The sequence below is a fragment of the Streptomyces sp. BE303 genome (genome assembly GCF_036290945.1).
Taxonomy (GTDB): domain Bacteria; phylum Actinomycetota; class Actinomycetes; order Streptomycetales; family Streptomycetaceae; genus Kitasatospora.
The window spans coordinates 13,674-33,647 of sequence record NZ_JAQYWZ010000790.1 but is presented as its reverse complement, the minus strand read 5'-3'; the positions used below and the strand labels follow the sequence as shown (position 1 = coordinate 33,647).

Annotated in this window: 16 protein-coding genes; 6 read left to right on the top strand and 10 right to left on the bottom strand. The window is 72.8% G+C overall.

The window, feature by feature from the left end; all coding sequences use genetic code 11:
• The first annotated feature begins 236 nt into the window (after positions 1–236).
• Positions 237–614 carry a VOC family protein gene (locus tag PUR56_RS25845; protein ID WP_329950664.1) on the top strand — a complete coding sequence of 126 codons (378 nt, stop codon included), beginning with the start codon at positions 237–239 and terminating at the stop codon, positions 612–614.
• A gap of 172 nt (positions 615–786) precedes the next feature.
• Here PUR56_RS25845 and PUR56_RS25840 read toward each other — a convergent pair whose 3' ends face one another.
• The 3 genes from PUR56_RS25840 to PUR56_RS25830 form a co-directional block, all read right to left on the bottom strand.
• Positions 787–1,368: a hypothetical protein gene (locus PUR56_RS25840; RefSeq protein ID WP_329950663.1), complete on the bottom strand. Its 582-nt coding sequence runs from the start codon at positions 1,366–1,368 to the stop codon at positions 787–789.
• Between the two features lie 342 nt (positions 1,369–1,710).
• A complete protein-coding gene (locus PUR56_RS25835; RefSeq protein ID WP_329950662.1) occupies positions 1,711–1,911 on the bottom strand; it encodes a hypothetical protein in 201 nt (66 codons plus the stop codon).
• A gap of 497 nt (positions 1,912–2,408) precedes the next feature.
• Positions 2,409–3,839, bottom strand: coding sequence for a hypothetical protein (locus PUR56_RS25830; protein WP_329950661.1), 1,431 nt, complete (start codon positions 3,837–3,839; stop codon positions 2,409–2,411).
• 389 nt (positions 3,840–4,228) lie between these two features.
• Here PUR56_RS25830 and PUR56_RS25825 point away from each other — a divergent pair, with 389 nt between their 5' ends.
• Positions 4,229–5,773 (top strand): AMP-binding protein, encoded by a 1,545-nt coding sequence (locus PUR56_RS25825; protein WP_329950660.1) that lies wholly within the window; start codon positions 4,229–4,231, stop codon positions 5,771–5,773.
• Between the two features lie 60 nt (positions 5,774–5,833).
• On the opposite strand, the gene PUR56_RS25820 is transcribed toward PUR56_RS25825, so the two are convergent.
• The gene (locus PUR56_RS25820; RefSeq protein ID WP_329879554.1) at positions 5,834–6,172 is read right to left on the bottom strand and encodes a nuclear transport factor 2 family protein; all 339 of its coding nucleotides are present in this window, start codon (positions 6,170–6,172) and stop codon (positions 5,834–5,836) included.
• 428 nt (positions 6,173–6,600) lie between these two features.
• On the opposite strand from PUR56_RS25820, the gene PUR56_RS25815 reads away from it, so the two are divergent.
• Together PUR56_RS25815 and PUR56_RS25810 are read left to right on the top strand one after the other, a co-directional pair.
• Positions 6,601–7,077 carry a hypothetical protein gene (locus PUR56_RS25815; RefSeq protein WP_329879555.1) on the top strand — a complete coding sequence of 159 codons (477 nt, stop codon included), beginning with the start codon at positions 6,601–6,603 and terminating at the stop codon, positions 7,075–7,077.
• 430 nt (positions 7,078–7,507) lie between these two features.
• Positions 7,508–8,914 (top strand): pyridoxal phosphate-dependent decarboxylase family protein, encoded by a 1,407-nt coding sequence (locus PUR56_RS25810; protein WP_329950659.1) that lies wholly within the window; start codon positions 7,508–7,510, stop codon positions 8,912–8,914.
• Positions 8,915–9,540: 626 nt separating this feature from the next.
• Here the strand turns inward: PUR56_RS25810 and PUR56_RS25805 are convergent.
• The 6 genes from PUR56_RS25805 to PUR56_RS25780 form a co-directional block, all read right to left on the bottom strand.
• On the bottom strand, positions 9,541–9,828 hold the full coding sequence (locus PUR56_RS25805) for a winged helix-turn-helix transcriptional regulator (protein WP_329881578.1): 288 nt from the start codon (positions 9,826–9,828) through the stop codon (positions 9,541–9,543).
• Between the two features lie 557 nt (positions 9,829–10,385).
• Entirely contained in the window at positions 10,386–11,066 is a 681-nt protein-coding gene (locus PUR56_RS25800) for a class I SAM-dependent methyltransferase (RefSeq protein WP_329950658.1), read from the bottom strand.
• 1 nt (position 11,067) lies between these two features.
• Positions 11,068–12,267, bottom strand: coding sequence for a nitroreductase/quinone reductase family protein (locus PUR56_RS25795; RefSeq protein WP_329950657.1), 1,200 nt, complete (start codon positions 12,265–12,267; stop codon positions 11,068–11,070).
• Between the two features lie 95 nt (positions 12,268–12,362).
• Entirely contained in the window at positions 12,363–13,220 is an 858-nt protein-coding gene (locus PUR56_RS25790) for an SDR family oxidoreductase (protein WP_329881581.1), read from the bottom strand.
• Between the two features lie 53 nt (positions 13,221–13,273).
• On the bottom strand, positions 13,274–14,317 hold the full coding sequence (locus PUR56_RS25785) for a type III polyketide synthase (protein WP_329950656.1): 1,044 nt from the start codon (positions 14,315–14,317) through the stop codon (positions 13,274–13,276).
• A 43-nt stretch (positions 14,318–14,360) separates the two neighbouring features.
• On the bottom strand, positions 14,361–15,185 hold the full coding sequence (locus PUR56_RS25780; RefSeq protein WP_329950655.1) for a prenyltransferase: 825 nt from the start codon (positions 15,183–15,185) through the stop codon (positions 14,361–14,363).
• Between the two features lie 383 nt (positions 15,186–15,568).
• Here PUR56_RS25780 and PUR56_RS25775 point away from each other — a divergent pair, with 383 nt between their 5' ends.
• Both PUR56_RS25775 and PUR56_RS25770 read left to right on the top strand, forming a co-directional pair.
• Entirely contained in the window at positions 15,569–16,807 is a 1,239-nt protein-coding gene (locus PUR56_RS25775) for a cytochrome P450 (RefSeq protein ID WP_329950654.1), read from the top strand.
• Positions 16,808–16,991: 184 nt separating this feature from the next.
• Positions 16,992–19,550: a methyltransferase domain-containing protein gene (locus tag PUR56_RS25770; RefSeq protein ID WP_329950653.1), complete on the top strand. Its 2,559-nt coding sequence runs from the start codon at positions 16,992–16,994 to the stop codon at positions 19,548–19,550.
• Positions 19,551–19,974: the final 424 nt, after the last annotated feature.

Sequence of the window (19,974 nt, the reverse complement as noted above, 5' to 3'; positions counted from 1 at the left end):
TTCCCGGAACGGCACCGGCCGGTACCACGGTGGTGTTGCAGCCCCACCCGCACCATCCCTCGACGTCGACGGCCCGGCCAACTTCCGTGTCCGGCCGCCCGGCAGGCCCTCGGCGTGGAAAAGATCTTTTCCACGCTCGCCTCGTCCGGTACGGTCGCGGAGTTGTTTTCGCTGCTGGGAGGCCATGAGCTGCGCACGTGGCCCCGGGTGCCCGCCGACTGAGAGCAGGTTTCTTCATGGCATGTCGTATCGGTGAGCTGGTGCTCGGTTGCCGCGATCCCGAACTGTTGGCGCAGTTCTGGTGCGAGGTCCTGGGCTACGTCGTGGTCGGCCGCGAGGAGGGCTGCGTGGAGATCGGGACGCCGGAAGGGTTCGGCGGTCCGCAGCCCACGATCTTCTTCAGCGTCCGGGACGAGCCGGAGCCGGGGAAGTCCCGGCTGCACATTGACCTCAACCCCACCGACCGCGACCAGGACGCCGAGCTCGAACGCCTTCTGGAGCTCGGTGCCCGCCGGGCCGACATCGGCCAGACCGGGGACGAGCAGTGGCATGTCCTGACCGACCCTGAAGGCAATGAGTTCTGCCTGCTCAAGGCCCGCATCAAGCCGCTCTGACGCTCGTCCGGGGCTCATCGGTCACGCCGCGGTCGGCGGTGCCCCCGCAGCCGCGGCGTGACCCGGGGTTGTCCGGAACCGGCACGCACCGCCTTGGTGCAGAGAAGCTGTCGCACGACGGCACGAGGCGGTTGACGGAACGACGGGGACGCCCGTGCGGCGGATCCCGCGCTCAGCTGCCGCGAAGCCCGGCGATCTGCTGCGCGAGCTGGGCTGCCTGCGCGTCACGCTCGGCCTTGAGCGCCGCGAACGCCTGTGGCTGCTGGGCGATCGCGGCCGTCTGGTAGTCGGCTTCGACGGCGAACCAGATCCCGACCAGGTTGGTGCGCGCCTTGCACTCCACATCGGTCTGCGCCATGCGGATCTCCGCGGCGTCCGGCTCGGGTTGCTTCACGGACGGCAGATCCCCTCCGGCCTCGACCGGGTTCGGCGCTCTGAACCCGTCGGCGCGCATGCACTCCGACCAGCGCCCGAAGACCTCCTTCACCCGCGGATCGGTCATCGAGCGGGAGAAGCTCTCGGCCTTGGTCTGTGCCGCGAGCTGGGACGCGCCGCTGCCCGAGCCCTGTCCACCGGGCTGGAGCGACTGGAGATCGGTGTTCACCTTGCCCTGACAGCCTCCGGCCGGCACCGCCTGGCCGTTCGAGCTGGTCAGCGGCTTGCCGGTGGCGTCCCGGCCGAGCAGCAGCGCTTTTTCCGCCGGCTCCCACACCCCCGCCACGCGCCCGGCCCCGCGGCGGAAGCGCGGATTCACCGGCCGTTTCCCGGCACCCGCCGGAGCCGGTGACTCCCGGAGGCACGGGTCGGGGCCGGACCGTTCCCTGGGCATGACCGCGGACGGGGCGCTCGGCCCCGGGCCGGGAGATCGGGCCGGCTGGAGTGGTCGCCATGGACCACCGCTCCGGCCCTGGGCCCGTGGTGACGGCCACGTGTCACCCGAGGACCTGCGGGGCTGCCGGGACCGCATCACCGGAGCGGTCCGCCGACCGCGCGAAGTCCCCGCGCGGAGGTACCCGTTCAGCCGGAGCCCGGACGCCATGGTCGTCCGGGTTGCAGGTGCTGCGCGCGAAGCACCCACGACGCCTACTGCCCGTGTCTACGGGAACGGCCGCTGTTCGGCCTGGTCGGCCCGGTCGGCTGCGGCGCGAAGCTCGGCCCGGACACGTTCGGCGTCCCGGTCGCGGACACCTGCGGTGCCGTTCCGCGAGGGGGGCGGGCCGGCCAGGCGTCGGTGGTTGCGCTCCAGCGCCCAGACAACGAGGACGATCCACAGGACGAGTACGGCGAGTCCGGTCATGAGGGCTCCTTGTCGGGTCTTGGCTCAGCGGGATGCTTCACGCGCGCCGTGGGAACGCTGTGGGGGCAACGGATCATGGGCCCACCCTGCTGCCGTCACGGCCCGGCGAACAGGTCCAATACGGAGCAGGTGGACCCTTTGAGCGTGCTGGTCGCGCCGCGCCGCCGACGCCGCGGATCCTTCACCGGGTGCGGCCCGCCGGCGCACCGAGGCCCAGATCGGGGCCTGCGTGACCGGTCGGCCCGACACTCCCTCGACCTGCTCGTCGTCGACGCCGCCACCACCCGGGGCGACCTCACGATCAGCGAGGTCCCGACGGACAGGCACGATCACCCGGCCCGGTTGTCCGGTCGAACCCGGGTCCACCAAGATCGATACGGCAACGGCTCCGTGGCGTGTATCCACCGCGTCTCACCCTGAGGCGGCGGGCTTCTCCGTTCATACGCCGTCCGTTCTGCCCGGAGGTGCCCCAGGACAGTGAGCGGAGGTCGGGCCGCTCACCCCTCCTCGGGCTCCAGGACGACGTCGATCGTCAGAGCGAACCGGGGTCGGGTGGTCCTTCCGGTGCCCTGCGCCGCCTGGAGCGTCCGGTCACTGCTGCTGCCGAGCCACAGGCCCACGACCAGATCGGGAAGGTACTGCTCCATCGGTACCGCTGTGTGCCGGACGGCCGTGTGGCCGACGGTGAACTGCTTGGAGGAGGGGAGTGCTGCGGCGCCCTCGACGGCGGCGAGGAACTTCGCCGGAACCACGAGAACATCACCGGTGCCCCGGATCAGCCAGTAGACGGCGCTGGCGCTGTGCTCCAACAGGTCATGGAGCTGACGGCGTTTGACGGTCCAGGTGTCCTCGCGCCCGGTGCGGCCGCGGCCTGGTGTCAGCGCGGTGGACTTCTTCACCTGGATGAGGTCTCCCGTCCGCAGCTGGAGTCGGCCGGGTACGCGTATGTCGACGACGACGCCGATGTCGGCACCGTTGGTCCGTTCCTCCTTCTTGGTCACGGTGCGGTGCCCGACCCGCAGATGCGGGCCGGGCACCGCGGCGAGCCGTGTGAGGGAGGGCAGGGCCGTGAACTCGCGGACGAGGCCGGCGAGCAGTGTGGCGGTCAGATGCTCCTCCTCGGCGGCACCGAGATCACCGATGGAACCGGCGAAGTCGGCAACCGCGCGGCGGGCGGCACCCCGCACGAGTCCCTCCAGGCCGAGGTCGGCGAGCCAGGTGGACGACGGAGCGCCCAGCGGTCGCGGGAAGTCGCTCCGGCGGTCGTCGACCGAGGCGGAGACGATGTCGAGCAGCCGATCCTCCAGCGGCCGTGCGGACTCCATCGCGGCCTGCAGCCCGCCGGCACGTAGCTGGACGCCGAGGACCGGACTGCGGGAACAGCGGCTGACCGCCTGTCGGACGGTGGGGTGCTCGCCGGCGAGCGCGAGGGTGAATGCCACGTCAAGACTCCTCAACTGCCTCCCCCAGAGCAGGAGCCACTCCAGCGAGCGCGCCCACACCGTCGGGCGAGCCCGCCTGTCCACGCGCGTGCGCAGTCCGGACTCCGCCACCGGGTCCTGTTCGCCGGCCAGGAGTGCCAGATCGCACCACAGCCCGGCGAGCCGCTGGTCCACGTCGGAATCGATGCGCAGCGGCAGACGGGAGATCCACAGCGCATGACCGCGATCGCCCTCGCGCTGCCGATACGCCCGGGTGAGCCCGACGGCGACCGCCGAAGGAACCGGCAGCGCGGCGGCGACCGCCGGGGTGGCCCATACCGCCCAGTGCACGACAAGCGGAGGGCTGTCAGACCGGGACCACGCCGCCATCGGCCGGTGGGCGCACTCGGCCAGCAGGAGATTCTCCACCCAGGCCCGGTGTGAGCCGGCGAATGCGGCGAAGGCGTCCGGGTCGAGCCGAGTGAGCTCTTCGACGTCGGACGGCATGGCACTCAACGCCGCTCGGCAGCAGTCGAAACACGTCGGCACGACAGAGTGATGATCGGGGCAGGACTCCACCCCGCGACTCTACGGCTCCCGCCCCGGGCACCGTGCGGATCCACGTACGGCTCGTCGAACGGTCGGTGAGGAATTCGCTCGACGTCTCGCACGCCCTCGACCCCGGACTCTCCGGAGCTTCAGCAGAGGCAGACGGCTGCCGGTTCTCCCGGCCGGGGGCTACGAGGCGCGACGCCCGCTCCGCGGCAAGGGCCGGGCCGCCACCGCCGCAGATGTGTTTCGGCCCGCTGCCCGGTTCGGGCCCCCGACCCGGTGCTTCGTGCCCAGAATGGAGGGGCCCTGTCGATGCGGTTTCCGACGCATAGGAAGAAGTGCTCATGAGCGACACGGAGTTCATCAGCGCCCCCGCCCTGATTCTGCGGTCCCTGTCCCGGGATCCCGACCGGACGGCCGTCATCACCGCCGACGGCGCCGGGATCACCGCAGGCGAGTTCGCCGCCGCGACCTACCGCCTTGCCCACGAGCTGATCGCCCGCGGCGTCACCCCCGGCTCGACCGTCTCCCTGCTCACCGCCAACACCCCCGAGGCGCTCAGCGCCCGCTACGCCGCCGGGATCGCGGGCGCCCGGGTGGTCGGCCTGTACGACGGCATGAGCGCCCCCGTCCTCGCCCGGATCGTCGCCGGCGTCGACACCGCCGTCCTCCTCGTGGACGGTGAACGGCACGCGGACGCGGCGGAACTGCTCGCCGTGGCGGACGTGCCGACCGTCCTCACCCTGGGCCCGGGCCCGGGCCCGGATCCGAAGACGATCGGCGAGGACGTGATCGCTTCCTGCGCCCACCGCCCCGCGCGGCCCCCGGCCGTGCGGATCGGCCCGGACGACCACCTGGGTGTCCGCCATACCGGCGGCACCACCGGTATCCCGAAGGGCATCCTCAGCCTGCACGGTCCCTACCGCAGGATCTTCGACGTTCCGTTCGGCACGGCCGGTACGGCGCCGCGCTTCCTCGCGGCCACCGCCCTCGCCCACCTCGCCGGCGTGCTGAGCGACCTGACGCTCCACCACGGCGGCACGGTCGTCCTCCAGCGCTCCTTCGACGCGGGCGAGGTGCTGGCCGCCGTCGAGCGCGAGCGCATCACCGACCTGTGGGTCCTGCCGCCGCTGCTCCACCGGCTGCTGGACCACCCGGCGATCACCACGACCGACCTTTCCAGCCTGGAACGACTGATGTACGGGGGATGCGTCGCCTCCCCGACGCGCATCCGCGAGGCGTTCGGGGTGTTCGGGCCGATCCTGACGAGCGGATACGGGATGTCCGAGGCGCAGAACATCGCCGTCCTCACCCCGGAGGACCACGACCGGCCCGGGCACGCCGGCCGGCTTCCCGTCGGCCGCCCGCTGCCGGGCGTCGAGGTGGTGATCCGCTCCGCGGGCGGTACCGAGGTGCCGACCGGAGAGCAGGGCGAGATCCACGTCCGCTCGCACTCCCTCATGGCGGGGTACTGGAAGCGGCCCGACCTCACCGCCGAGGTGATGCGCGACGGCTGGCTGAGGACCGGCGACATCGGCTGCCTCGACCAGGACGGGTTCCTCTACCTGACCGACCGCCTCACGGACAAGATCATCGTGACCGGCGGGCACGTCTACCCCTCCGAGGTCGAGGACCTGCTCCTCACCCACCCGGCCGTCGCCCGGTGCGCCGTCCTCGGCGTGCGCGACGCCCAGCAGACGGAGCACGTCCACGCCGTCGTCGTCCCCGTCCCGGGACGGCTCCCGGAACTCGACGACGTCCGCGCGTTCGTCACCGCCCACAAGGGGCGCATCTTCGCCCCCGAGGCCCTGCACCTGGTGCCGGAGATCCCGCTCACCTCGGCGGGCAAGCCGGACCGCAGGCGCCTGCGCGAGGCCCTCGTGCACTGACCCCGGCCGGTCCGCGCCCCCGGCCCCCGGCCCCGCCCCCGGTCCCGGTCCCGGCCTCGTCTACGCCCTGCCCCCGAAGAAGACCTGCACCTCACGGATCAGGCCACCGCGCACCGTGATCGCCTCCATGTTGCGGTACCGGCCGCCGGCGCTGAGCTCGTACTCGTAGTGGACCAGGACCAGTTCCTCGTCGGCGGGCGTGACGTGCAGCAGTCGCTGCTCCCGGAAGCGGTCGGCGGTGGGGAAACACCGCTCGAAGAAGGCGGCCTTGTCGATGTGGTCGTCCTGCGGGCTGGTGAAGGTGAAGTCGTCGGCGTACAGGGGCAGCGCCGCGTCCCGGTCCTGCGACCGGTAGCAGCGGAAGGCCGCCTCGACGACACGTGCGGGGACGGTGCTCACAAGGACCTCCATGGTCGGTTGTGCCGGTTGTGCCGGTTGTGCCGGGTGCGGCGGGTGCGGCGGTTGTGCAGGGTGCAGCGGGCGCGGCGGGTGTGGCCTTCGAGCCGGGTGGGGCCGGGGGAAGGCCCGGGAAGACCCAGCAGACATACCCCGCCCGCCGCCCGGCACGACCGGAGGCCCGGAATGCGTGGGCGTCACGCGAAATTCACAGACCGGGGTCTACCGCATAGACGGCGGTGGGTCATCCTGATGCCGCACCGTTTCGCACCCAGCTCCCCGTACGCCGAACTTCGCGCGTCCCGCTGCCCGGGCGGTCCCGCCGCCTGCCTGCCGGACCGCTCGCGCGCCGGACCCCGGCCCGGTGCGGGTCCGGTCGGCGGCAGCCGGGGCCCGAATTCGGCGTCCACCACCCTCACCGGGAGACGCAGATGAAACCACGCACCGCAGCCACCGTCGTAGCCCTGGCCCTCGCGGGCCTCGCCGTGTCGGCGCCCACGGCCGGCGCCAGCGGTACCAAGCTGTCGCAGTCGACGGCCGCCGGCCAGTTCAGGAACGCCGGCATCACCTGGAGCTCCAGCGGCGGATGTACCACCCGGTCCAACTCCACCTGCACCTCGTTCGAACAGATCAACTCGGGCACGGTGAGCACGATCATCACCCTCAAGCAGTCCAGCGGCTGCGCCATCAACATCACGGGCGGGACCGAGGTGGGCCACGCCTCCGGAACCTACAGCCATTACAACGGCTACAAGGTCGACATCTCCCGCAGCTCCTGCATCGACGGCTACATCCAGAACAGCTTCACCTACATCGGCCTCCGGGGCGACGGCTACCCGCAGTGGAAGGCCGCCTCGGGCAACCTGTACTGCAACGAGGGCAACCACTGGGACATCCTGGTCTACTGACCCCGGCACCCGCACCCGCACCGGCCCCACGGCGAGTCGGCGCCGACTCGCCGTGGGGCCCGACCCCCGGGGGAGCCGTTCCGGGCCCGAAGTGCGCCACATCGGTCTCGGCGACCTCGTCAGGCTCCTGGTGGGTGCGGTCGATCCGCGGGTGTGCCCCGGGGACGTGCACGGACTCGCCCACCGAGTCGAGCCGGCGCCTGGCGTCCATGTCGACCGGGTTGGCGTTGGACCGGGCGAGGTCACGCTCGGGGCGGTGGGCAACGACCGCGAGGGGGCCTGCAGGACTCACGGGCTTCTACCCGCCTGTGGTTCCTGCGGCCACGGTCCGGCGAGGGTCCTGAGGGGTCCTCGCCTGGTGGGTCGTCAGGGTCCTTCGTGCGGGACGTAGTGCTGGTTGGGGGAGCGGGCCCGGCTCTAGGCTGTGGGTATGCATCCTCGACTCGGTGAAGACCTCGACCGCCTGCGCGAACTCCTCGACGCGGTGAGTGATCGTGCCGCGCACGTGCTCGCCGGCATCGGGGACCGTCCCGTGGTGCGGGCCGGTGACGGGGCGACCGGTGCCCCCGGTGCCGGCTTGCCGCTCCCGGTGGAGGGCAGCGGCGCCGACGGCGCGTTGAAGCTGTTCGCCGAGCGGTGGGAGCCGGGGTTCAGCGGCAGTGCCGGCCCGCGCTACCTCGGCTTCGTCACGGGCGGCGTGACCCCGGCGGCCCTCGCCGGCGACTGGCTGACGTCCGCCTTCGACCAGAACGTCAGCAACCGCATCGGCTCGGCCGCAGCGGACCTGGAGCAGGAGACGCTCGGCTGGCTGCGCAGTCTCTTCGGACTGAGCGAGGCCCACACGGGCGTCTTCGTCAGCGGCGCGACCATGTCGAACCTCGTCGGCCTCGCCGTCGCCCGCGAGTGGGTGGGGGAGCAGCGTGGCGTCAGCGTCACCCGGGACGGCCTTGCCGCTCTCGGGCCGGTCGAGGTCCTGTCGGGCGCCGCGCATTCGAGCATCGGCAAGGCACTGTCCGTGCTCGGGCTCGGCCGGGGCGCACTGCGGCGGGTGCGGACGCTGGAGGGCCGGGAGGCGGTCGACGTGGGGGCCCTCGCCGATGAACTCGCGTCGCTGGAGGGGCGCCCGGCCGTGGTCGTCGCCAACGCGGGCACGGTCAACACCGTCGACTTCGACGACCTGCAGGCCATCGCCGCACTGCGCGAGCAGTACCCGTTCTGGCTGCACGTCGACGCCGCGTTCGGCGCCTTCGCCGCGCTCTCACCGGCCCACGAGCACCTCGTGGCCGCCCTGGACGCGGCCGACTCGGTCTGCGTCGACCTCCACAAGTGGCTGAACGTCCCGTACGACGCCGCCGTGCAGTTCACCCGCCGCCAGGACCTGCAAATCGCCGCCTTCCACAACACCTCGCCCTACCTCGGCGCCCCGACCGCCGACCCCGACCCCGTCCACCTGGCCCCCGAGAACTCCAGACGGCTGCGCGCCCTGCCCACCTGGTTCGCCCTCACCGCCTACGGCCGCACGGGACACCGCGAGATCGTCGAACGCACCTGCACCGAAGCAGCCCGACTCGGCGCGGCCCTCGCCGCGGAACCGGCATTCCGACTGCTGGCACCGGTGCGCCTCAACGTCGTCTGCTTCACCCTCGCCGGCCGACCCGCTCAGGACGACATCGACGCACTGCTGCGCCGCGTCGCGGCCTCCGGGGAGGCGTTCCTGACGCCGACGGTGTTGGACGGGGTGCCGGCCGTGCGCGCGGCCTTCAGCAACTGGCGCACCACCGGCGCGGACACCGACCGCGTCCTCGCGGCGCTGCGCGCGGCGGCCGCCGCGCACTGACCGGCGGCGCCGCAGTACTTCGTGCCGCACGCGCCACCTCCGCCGGCCGGGCAACAGCCACGACCCCTTCCGGGCAGATACGAAAAGCGGACCGCTCGGCATTCAATCAGCGGGCCGCCGGCTCGGTGGGGTGCCGACATGCGAGTCTCCCTTGCGAGGAGCAGCGGCGCGACCGGCGTACCTGTCCGACGGAAAGCGACGCTCTGCGAGACGAGATCCCTGTGATCGTCCGACAATCTCCCGACAGTATTTCTGGTCACCGGGGAGCGCCGACGGGGCCGAGCGGCATACGGGCGGCCGCCGGCGTCTCAATCAGGGCCTGTCCGTGGTGGCGGTCCAGCAAATCGGGGAGAAGCGGACCGGCCGCGTCGTCACGCTCGGCCTGCCGTCGAATCCCGATGGCGGGGCTGTGACGGACCGGATTCGCCCGGAACGGCTGCCGCCCGCCTTGAGCGAGGGTGGCCGATGCGCGGAGAGGTGCTGCGCGGCAGGGCGGGTCCGTTCGGTGCATGCTCTCGTGTCCTCGCCGGGACCACGGCCTCACCGCCGTCGGCGGTGAGGCCGTGGTCCGTCCGGCTGCTGTCGGCCGCCGTGCCGTGCCGGGGCCTGGCGCAGGAGCACGGGCCTCAGCCCTCGGGACGTTCCGTCGCCTGCCACCACCCCGCCAGTTCGTCGATGATCGGCAGTACGGAATGGCCGCGTGGTGTGAGCTGGTAGGACACCCGGGGTGCGGAGCCGCCGGCGTTGTGTACCGTGCGGGCGACCAGGCGCATGTGGAGGAGGCGGCGCAGGGCGCGGTCCAGGGGCTTGTTCTCGGCCATGCCCGTCGAACGCGCCAGGTCGTTGTGGTAGTGCGGCCCTCCGGCGAGCTGGATCAGCACGGCGAAGACCCACTTGCCGGAGAGGATCCGCACGGCCTCGTACGCGTCGTGGAAGTGTCCGTGTTCCTGGGGCGGTGTGGCCGGATCTGCTGCTGCGCCGGGTCTTCTTCCGGCCGGCTCGCCACGCTCCGCCGGCTCCCGTCCGCCGGGAGCCGGAACCCGGTCGGACCGGGGGGCTCCACCGGGTGGTACGGAGGCCCCGGCCGGAGCGCGGTCGGAAATCGGCAAACCCCTCTCGGAGGCGAGGGCTTGTCCCGGCCGTTTCCCGGGGCGCTGCGGTGGGGGGTATCGGCCGCCGTTGCGCCTGTCGTCCTTCGATGTTTGGAGCGTGCGTGCCACGTTCGTCCGATTTGGACCGAACACCGAGTTTCCCCCTCACGGTGGTCCACTTCGGGCCACTCAGGAACGAGTGTGCCCGCACCAGCTCACGTGCGAATACAATGCCGTCTCGACAAGTCCTTACTGACAATTACACGACAAGCATGTCTGCGGCATTGCAGTGGGTCAACGGTTCGGCGGGGCCGGGGGATTGTCCCGCCATGGCGAATGCCGGGCAGCCCTTCCCCGTCGATCACAGGGCTGCGTCCTCTTTATCCCGTTCGCGCCCAGAAGAGCGCCACCGAGCCTGTCACCACGACTTCGTGCTCGGGGAAGACGGCGTCGAGGGCCGCGTCGAGGTCCTCCGGTCGGTCCAGCCGGTTGGACATGATCCCGTGCCGGTTGGCCAGGCCCAGCTGGAGCCGAGCCGATCGGTTGTGGTCGACCCCCGAGCCCGGGATGGTCGCGCCGAACAGCGTGCCGCCCGGCTTCAGCACCCGCCTGGCGTGTTCGAGGACCACGGCCTTGTCCGCGAGCGTCCCCGGCAGGCAGTGCAGCAGGTGGCACATGCCGACGGAGTCCACTGACCCGTGTGGCAGTCCCCACGGCCGCAGCACGTCGGCCCGGTGGAGCCGCGGACGGTAGCGGCGCAGGCGCCGGTCCGCCGCGGCCAGCGACGACGGGTTGAGGTCCATCAGCGTGAGGTCCGGCGCCGGGACGGGGAAGCGGCACTCGTCGAGCAGCACCCCGGAGGCGACGCCGACGTCCAGGTGGTTGCCCGAGACGTGCCGGTCGTAGAGCGCGACGAGGCGCTCCTTCGGACAGCGCCAGGTGAGCGGGGAGTTGACGCGGTAGACGAGGGTGTCGTAGATCCGCAGGAAGGACCGGGTGTACAGCGCCTGGCCCGCGTGAACGGCGAGGGGGGAGGGGGAGGCTTCCTCGGGGGCCGGCACCTCAGCTGTGCTCCGGTCGCGGGGACAGCCGGACCAGGGGGATCTCCCGCGTCGTGCGGCGCTGGTAGTCCGCGTACCCCGCGAAGCCGCGCACGACGCGCGGCCACGCGGCGGCCCGCTCCTCCGCCTCCAGCACCCGCGCCCGCACCGCCTGCACGCGGCCGCCGACGCGCAGGACCGCGTCCGGATCGGCCAGCAGGTTGCGGAACCACCGGGGATCGCCGGACGACCCCCGGTACGACGCGACGACGATGACATCCGCCCCGTCGCGGAAGGTGAACAGGGGGACGGAGTACGGCCCGCCGTCGCGGGGCCGCACGGTGGTCAGGATGCCGACCTGGTTGCCGAGCATCCGCCCGCCCAGCCGCCCGCCGGTCCGCTCGTACAGGGCGATGTGCACCGCGTTGTTCACGCGCTGGGCGAACCGCCCCCACAGGGTCACGGTCCGGCCGGTCCGTCGGCCGGCTGGGGCTGTCGTCATGGCGGGACCCTTCTCGTCGGCGGCGCCGCGGTGGTGCGTGCCGTGGTGGTGCGTGCCGCGGTCCTGCGTGCCGTGGTCGAGCGCGGGCCTGGGTGCGGCGGGACCCCGGGGGGTGCCGTCGGCGCCGCGGGCGCGCTCGGCCAGGAGCGTCGGCACCACCCAGAACGCGTGGACCAGCGCGAGGCGTTCGAGGCTCGCGCCCCGGGCGCGCATCAGCGACAGGCTGCCGCCCAGGCCGGCGGCGGCGCCGGTCACGGCCGCGTTGCCGGTCGGTACGTGGGCCAGGCCGTACAGCAGGGTGGTGGCGGCGGCGGCCCGGCCGGCGCCGAGCCGGCGTGTGAGGCGGCCCTGCACCAGGCCCCGCCAGAAGAGCTCCTCGGCGGGGGCGATCACCAGCAGCAGGTGCGCGCACATCCGCAGCGGGTCCGCGGTGGCGGTGAGCGCCCGCAGGGACTCCGCGTCGGCCGCGATCCTGGGCACGGCGCGTCGCACCACCGCGTCGAGCAGCACGCTCCCCGCGACCATGCCCGCGCCGATGCGCAGGGCCGTCACGACGTCCTCCCGCCCCGCGGACCGGTGCCGGGCGGACGGTTCCACGACCGACGCGGCCAGCCCCAGTGCGCCGTGCGTCAGCGCGAGCGTGCTCCAGTGCGCCCGCCGCGGCCCCCTGAACGCCGCGGCCAGCCCGGCCGCACCGACCAGCACCCCGGCCGCTGCCACGCGGGACCCCGTGTCCGACGGCCGGACGGCGGAACCGGTCCGTGCCAACCCGGCCCCCGGCGCACGGATCCCGCGCCCGGGGTGCGGCGCCGCGGTCATCGGCGGGTCCGGTCGACCGTCGGCGGGTTCACGGGCCGTGGCGCGGGGTGCCGGATCGAGGGGAAGTGGCTGCGCACCCACGCCGACCACAGTCGCGCGGGCACCATCCGGCTGAGGGGCAGCAGGACGCGTGCGTCGGCTCCCACCGGGTAGCGCAGACGCGGACGGCTCTCCGTGAGCGCGCGCATCACCACCGACGACGCGTACTCGACGGAGGCGCCGCGCGGCAGCCGCTCGGCCATCTGCCGCGCCAACTCGGACACCAGGTCGCCGTACGCACCGGAGGCGTACTCGTTCTGCTCCGGGACATTGTCCGCCCAGCGGGAGTTCACGGCGCCCGGCAGTACCAGGCTCACCTCGATGCCGAACCGGTGCACCTCCAGCCAGAGCGCCTCCATCGCGGCCTCCAGGGCGAACTTGCTCGCGTGGTACGCGGCGCCCACGGGCAGCACGATCTTTCCGGCCAGGGAGCTGACGTTCACGATGCGTCCGTACCCGCGCTCCCGCATCCCCGGAAGGACGAGCTGGGTGAGGGCCACCGGACCGAAGACGTTGGTCTGGAACTGCCGGTCCCAGCGATCCAGCGGGACCTCCTCGAAGGGGCCCAACTCGCCGTAGCCGGCGTTGTTGACGAGCGCGTCGACCCCGCCGTGCTTCTCGTCGAGCTCCTCCACCACCCGGTGGCGGGCCTCGGCGTCGGTCACGTCCAGTGCGCGCACCAGGCAGCCCGCGGCTTCGAGTTCGGCCAGCGACTCGGGCTTCCGGGCGGTCGCCACGGTGGTGAATCCCGCGCGCACGGCCCGAAGGGCGACCGCCCGGCCGATGCCGGAGGAGCAGCCGGTGATCAGCACCACCGGCGGCGCGCCCGGCCTCCCGCGTACGGACCCGGCAGGACCTCGACCGCCTTTCACAGGACCACCCCCAGGGAGAAGTCGGCGCTGACCCCGGGGCCGAAGCCCGCGATGACGCCGCGCGCACCCGGCCGGGCAGCCCCGTCGTCCCAGAACCGCGCCAACGAGTCGAAGATCAGGACACTCGCGGTGTTGCCGTGTTCCGAGAGCGCCGCCCGGCTGAACCGGTGGAGCGCCGGATCGATGCCCAGGAACCGGGTGAGGTCGTCCAGGATGCGCGGGCCACCGGCGTGGGCCAGGACGAAGTCCAGCTCTCCGGTGCTCCAGCCCGCCTCCTCCACCACCTTGCCGATGGCCGGAGTGACCGCGCGCATGGTGTGCCGGACCCGGCTGTCCAGACGGAAGTGGAATCCGGTCTCCCGGACGTCGTAGGAGATCCAGTCCGCGGTGCTCGCGATGGTCTCGGACGCCGACCGCTCGATCCTGAGGCCCGAGCGGGCCGTGCCGCGCATCACCGCCGCGGCGAAGCCGTCGCCGAAGAGGCCGGCCGAGAGGAGCGCGCCCACGTCGGTATCGGTCGGCTGGTAGCACAGCGAGCACAGTTCGAAGGCCACGATCAGGACGTTGCGGTCCGGATGGGCCCGGCAGTAGCGGGCGGAGGCGCTGATCGCGCCGCTGCCCGCGGCGCAACCGAGCTGCGCGAGCGGAATCTGGTCGACGTCGGTGGAGAACCCCAACTCGTTGATCATCCAGACGATCGGGGACGGCATGGTGAAGGCCGTGCACGACACGAAGACCACGGCGTGGATCTGGTCGCGGGACATCGCAGCCCGCTCCAGCGCCTCCGTGACCAGGGCCGGCAGGTGGGTGCGCACCGCCTCCCAGTACAGGCCGGTGCGTGCGGCGACGCCGGGGTGGGCGAGGGTGAGGTCCAGGGGCTGGAGGAGACGACGGGTGCGCACCCCGGTGTTCTCGATCAGACGCAGGACGGTGTCCAGGCGTGGATGCCGCGGATGCAGCCGGCGTGCCGTCGCGAGCGTGTCCGCGAGGGTGACCTCGTGCTCGGGGAAGTGCACCGCTGGAGGGCACAGGACAGACATTCGGTGACCACCTCGACCACGGTCGGAGTTATGTGATGATTCGTCATATCCATACGGCCAGGGAGAGCAGGGCGAAGACCGACGCCAGCAGCCGCGGCAGGTGCATCCACGACGGCATCGTTCCTCCCAGTCGGGACCGCGTCACCCCGACGACCAGCCAGACCGCGTAGGGAAGGGTGGCCAGGGGAGCGGCGAATCGCCAGGAGTCGAGCGCATGCGCGACGAGGACGAGGCACGGGTACGGTGCGAGCACGAACACCGCGTAGCAGATCTTGGAGGCGCGCGGTGACAGTGCATGGGCGAGGGTGCGCTTTCCCGCCCTGAGGTCCTCGACACTGTCCCGCAGATCGTTGTGGAACATCGTCGCGGCGAAGAGGAATCCCGCGGCGACCGCCGCCATCACGGCCGCGAAAGGCAGTTGCTGGACATTGACCCAGATCACGACGGCCACGACGTAGAAACCGCAGACGACGAAGTCCATGAGTTCGCCGAGCCCGTGGTGTCCGAGCGGGACCGGCCCGCCGGAATACACCAGCACGGCGAACGAGAGCGGGAGCAGGGCCAACGACCACGGATTCGCCGTGTACAGCAGCCAGCCCAGCGCCAGGATTCCGGCCGTGAAGCAGGCCAGGCCGACCGCCCGTACGCGCTGCATGGAAAGGCCGGTGGCCAGGGCGCTGCCCCGTCGGGCCGTTTCCGGTACGTCCACCCCGCGCTTGAAATCGTCGTAGTCGTTGAGCAGTCGCCGGGAGACGGACTCCGGCACGAACAGGGCCAGCGTGAGCAGGGCCCTGCTCGTGGAGAGGGGGCCGAGGTGGCGGGCCACGGAGAGTGCGAACAGCACCTGGAGCAGCACCACCGCGGTCATTTGCAGCCCCATCGCCGAAACCCACGCCCGCACCCGTGGGAGCGGGCGTGCGGAAGTCGGGGGAGCGGCGGTCGAGGGCTCGGACCTTTCCAACCGGGATTCCGGCATTCTTGATTATTCCCCCTTGGCGGACGGCCCTGGAAAACGGGTCCGAGTGCGACGTCGTCGGGTTCGCAGTGCGCTGGAACGAGCGGTGGCCGCGGTCCCCGGCCGACTTCCGGACACCCGGCAGATTGAAGTCGCGCAATGCGCCTCCGTCCAGAGACACCGATGTCCGGTGGGGACACCGGTGACCCCTGCGAACCCGGCACCGGCCTGTTAGTGTCCGCCGTCATCGGCCCGGTGGAGCCGGGAAACGGACTTCCGGACAATGGGGGTGGGGCATGAGTACCGAGAGCCGCGACGGGGGGCGTGCGGAGAAAGAGGGAACCGGGCAGGAACGGCCCTATCCGTTCACGCCGGTCCATGCGCTCGACCTGCACGAGCTCTACCAGCGGGCGCGGACGAGCGAACCGCTGTGCCCGGTCCGCATGCCGTACGGCGATCCGGGCCTGCTGGTCACCCGCTACGAGGACGTCAGGACGGTGTTCACGGACCCGCGCTTCCGCCGGTCCGTGCCGGAGGGCACCGACCAGCCCCGGGTCACCCCCGACCTGGTGCCGCTGGGCCTGATGGACATGGACCCGCCCGACCACCCCCGCATCCGCCGCCTCATCGCGGCCTCGTTCACCGCCCAGCGCGCGGAACTGATGCGCCCGTCGGCCGAACGGCTGGCCGCCTCACTCGTCGACACGATGGTCCGGACCGGGCCGCCGGCCGACCTCGTCCGGGACTTCGCCGTCCCGTTCCCCATCGGTGTCATCTGCGACCTGCTCGGGGTCCCGTACCGGGACCGCCACCGGTTCCACGGGTGGGTCACGGAGGTCAACCAGCTCGTCGGCGGCGACAACGGACAGGCCCGGATCGAGAGCATGGGCGAACTCCTGGCGTACATGGGCGGGTTGGTCCAGGCTCGGCGTTCAGAGCCGGCCGACGACCTGATCAGCGAGTTGGTCGCGGCCCGTGACCAGGACGACCGGTTGTCCGAGGACGAACTGGTCTTCCTGTGCATGCTGCTGCTCATCGCCGGCTACGAGACCACGGCGAACGAGATCGCCAACTTCGCCTACGTCCTGTTCACCCACCCCGACCAGCTGGCGCTCCTCAAGGCCCGCCCGGAACTGCTCCCCGACGCCGTCGAGGAACTGCTCAGGTTCACCCCGCTCACGGTCTGCGCCGCCTACCCGCGCTACGCCACGACCGACGTCGACCTCGGCGGCGGCACGGTGCCGGCCGGCCGGCCGGTGCTGACCTCGACCAACGCCGCCAACCGGGACCCGGGGATCTTCGACGGGCCCGACCTCCTCGACCTCACCCGTTCCACCGCCCGCCAGCACCTGGCATTCGGTCACGGCCCGCACCGCTGCGTGGGCGCGGCCCTGGCGCGGATGGAGCTCCAGGTCGCGCTGGGCGCACTGCTGGCGCGGATGCCCGACATCGGGCTCGCCGGCGAGCCGGACTCCGTGAAGTGGAAGACCGGTCTGCTCTTCCGGGGACCCGAGACCCTGCCCGTCACATGGTGAACCGCCACCGTCCGCCCGGACGAACAGGAGGCCCGCTGACCTTGGACACCGCACCCGAACTCTCTGCCTTCATGGCGACCGCGCCCCACCTCCCCGCGCCCCAACTCCCGGCGCCCGCAGCCGCCGTGTCCCTCCGCCGCCCCGCCGGCCCGTCGTACGGCGCCCTCGAGGGGAGCGAGGCCCGGTGACCGGGCAGCGCAGCGACCCGCGAGCCGACGGGGCCGGGCGTACGGCGGAAGAGGTCCTCGCGGCCGCACGCGCGGCCCTGGCCGACCGGCAGGACGAGGAGGCCGACGCGAGCGTCGACGGCGCGGCCGGAGACGTCCACGGGGAAGCCGTCGGCCTTCTCGTGCACCGCCTCCTGGACGCCGTCGACCCGGTCCGGGAAGCGAAGCAGCACGAGTGGATCACCGCTCGGCAGAACGCCGACGGAGGTTTCCCCCGACAGGTCGGCGGGCCCTCCGACCTGTCCACGACCGTGCTCACCCACCTCGCCCTCCAGGCCCTCGGCCGTACCGCGGACCACGAGGTCCTCGACCGCGCCGCGCGGTTCACCGGGCGGCACGGCGGCATCCGGGCGCTGGAGCCCGAACCCGCCCACCTCCTGCTGGCGATCACCGGAGCGGTCGGCTGGAACGCTCTCGGGCTCCTGCCCCCGGAACTGCTCGTCCCTTCCCGGGCCCCCGCCGCCGGCGGCTCGAACGGCCCTGCTCGCGCGCTCGCCGCTGCGGTCGGCGTGCTGGGATCCGTCCGCCCGGTACGCGAACTCCCCATCGAAACAGAGCCGTTGCGGGTCGGTCGGCGCGAGCGCGCCGGCCTGCGCCGCGCCGCGGTCACCGCCGTGCTGCGCACCGCCCAGGCCCTCGGTCGGACCGCTCCGCCGCCCCTGCGTCGCGACGCGCTGGGCGAGGCGGAGCGCCTCCTGCTCGACGGGCAGGAGAGCGCCGGGAACTGGGGCGGCGACCGGCCGCACACGGCCGTCTGCGCGCTCGCCCTGTGGGCCCTGGGCCACGGCACCCGGCACCCCGCCGTACGCGCCGCGCTCGACGCCCTGGCCCGGCAGGACGTCCTCGCTCGCCCGGCGGCCGCCGTGGACGCCGCCGTCGTCCTGCGGGCCCTGGCCGCTGCGGGGGAGCGGGCCGGCTCGGACCCGGCGGTGGACCGCGCGCTCGACCGGCTGCTGTCCGGCCGGGACGGCGGCACGGCCGACCGGCCCGTCCTCGCCCCCATGAGCGTGTCCGACGTGGCCGGCACCGCGCTCGTCCTCACCGCCCTGCATGCCGTCGACGCGCCGCGCGCCCGCGAGGTGGACACCGCCGTCGCCGAAGGCGTCCTGTGGCTCCTCGGACGGCAGTCCGCGAACGGTGGCTGGTCGCGCGACGGCATCCACCGCTCCGCTCGGCCCGGCCGGTGGGCCGCGGCCGGCCCGGGCGTCGTCGCACCCCCGGAGCCGGGCGTCACCGCCCACGTCGTCGAGGCGCTGTGCGCCGAGGGATACGGCTGGCATCCGGCCGTGGGCCGCGCCGTCCGCCGCCTGCTGGCGCAGCAGGCCGTCGAAGGGTTCTGGAACGACGGCCGCGGCGGCCGACTCCGCGAAACCTCCGAGGTCCTGCTCGGGCTCGAAGCCGCCGGAATCGGAGCCGGGCACCTCGCGGTGGAGGGCGCGATGGAGTGGATCTACCAGCAGCAGAACCCGGACGGCGGGTGGAGCGAGGACACCGCGGGAGCCCCCGGCACCCCCGGCACCCCCGGACGGCCGAGCGACCCGGGTACGGCGACCCCGGCCACGGCTACGCCGAGCACGGTGGCGCAGACCGCCCGGTGCGTCATCGCCGCCCACACCACCGGGGTCCTCGACGGGCCGCGCACCGACGCCGCCGTCGCCTTCCTGCTGCGTCACCAGCGGCGGAGCGGCGACGGACCTCCCGCGAACGTCCGCGCCGACGCGCTCGCGCTCTGGGCGGTCGCCCTGCACACGCGCCGCTCCCGGAAGTCCTCCGGGACCCCCACGATCACCGGCGGTCCCGCCACGGCGGAGCCGGCCGAGTACGACTCCTGGTCGACGCTGTGGTGGCAGCGCCGGGGCCCGCTCGCCATCCTCCACTGGTGCGCGCGCACCCGGGCCGAGCACATCCCCCCGGCCCGCAGCCCCGGCGCCGTGCTGGTCGACGTGGCCTGCGGCGGAGGTCTGCTGCACCCGCACATCGCGGACAAGGGCTACCGCCACATCGGCGTCGACGTGTCCGTCAGGAGCGCGGAGGTGGCGCTGCGGCACGGCGTCGACGAGGTCCTGATCCACGACATCCACGACATCCCGCTTCCCGACGGCTGCGCGGACGTCGTCGTGGCCGGGTACTGCCTCGAACACGTGGCGCGCCCCTTCGACGTGATCGCCGAGTGCTGCCGGCTGCTCAAGCCCGGCGGCACCCTCGTCATGGACACCATCGCCGAGACCTTCCTGGCCCGGCTCTCGGTCATCACGCTGGGGGAAGGCCTGCCGCTGACCTGGGCCGCGCCCAAGGGCTCCCACGACCACCGGGCGTTCATCGCCCCCCGGCGGATCGTCGAGGCGTGCGCGGCGCACGGCGTTCCCGTCGACGTCTTCGGTGTCGTCCCGGTCGTCCGGGACCTCGTCTCGTGGTCCGTGGGACGCGGCTACGGCGTGCGGATGCGCAGCGGCAAGTCCGAGAGGATCCTCTACGGCGTGGCCGGTGTGAAGCCGCTGCAGGACGCGACTCCGTGAGCGGCACGCCCGGCGTACGGACGCGGACGGAGCTGTGCCTGACCCGGCCTGGCCGGGCCGGTACCGCAGGGCGCCGAACGGCTCCCGATCGCACGGTGCGGAGGTATCCGGTGGCCGTCGCACCGCACGGGCACTGACGACGGTGCACGGCCTGTGTGGGGCAGACCGTGCACCGCCACTCCCGTCTGCCCCACGAGCCACAGGGCATGCCTCCCGCCTGCGGGAAGGGCCGGCGAAACGTGTTCGGGGAGCCCGTCGTACCGCAGGTGCGCGGGCCGTCGACCGTGAGGTCGTGGACGGCCTCGGGCGCGCTGGCGCCGCGTTCGTGGAGCCTTCACCGCGTGCCGTGCGCCGTCCCGGCCGACGATCATCGACGGATCCATCAAGCTGCCGGACGGGATCGAAGAGGCAACACCCGGCGAGA

What these genes read in the sequence shown, in the direction of transcription:
- PUR56_RS25780 (WP_329950655.1), bottom strand. Translation starts at nt 15,185, where the DNA reads ATGACCGCGGTGGTGCTGCTCCAGGTGCTGTTCGCACTCTCCGTGGCC.
- PUR56_RS25785 (WP_329950656.1), bottom strand. Translation starts at nt 14,317, where the DNA reads ATGTCTGTCCTGTGCCCTCCAGCGGTGCACTTCCCCGAGCACGAGGTC.
- PUR56_RS25830 (WP_329950661.1), bottom strand. Translation starts at nt 3,839, where the DNA reads ATGCCGTCCGACGTCGAAGAGCTCACTCGGCTCGACCCGGACGCCTTC.
- PUR56_RS25845 (WP_329950664.1), top strand. Translation starts at nt 237, where the DNA reads ATGGCATGTCGTATCGGTGAGCTGGTGCTCGGTTGCCGCGATCCCGAA.
- PUR56_RS25775 (WP_329950654.1), top strand. Translation starts at nt 15,569, where the DNA reads ATGAGTACCGAGAGCCGCGACGGGGGGCGTGCGGAGAAAGAGGGAACC.
- PUR56_RS25810 (WP_329950659.1), top strand. Translation starts at nt 7,508, where the DNA reads ATGCATCCTCGACTCGGTGAAGACCTCGACCGCCTGCGCGAACTCCTC.
- PUR56_RS25815 (WP_329879555.1), top strand. Translation starts at nt 6,601, where the DNA reads ATGAAACCACGCACCGCAGCCACCGTCGTAGCCCTGGCCCTCGCGGGC.
- PUR56_RS25835 (WP_329950662.1), bottom strand. Translation starts at nt 1,911, where the DNA reads ATGACCGGACTCGCCGTACTCGTCCTGTGGATCGTCCTCGTTGTCTGG.
- PUR56_RS25825 (WP_329950660.1), top strand. Translation starts at nt 4,229, where the DNA reads ATGAGCGACACGGAGTTCATCAGCGCCCCCGCCCTGATTCTGCGGTCC.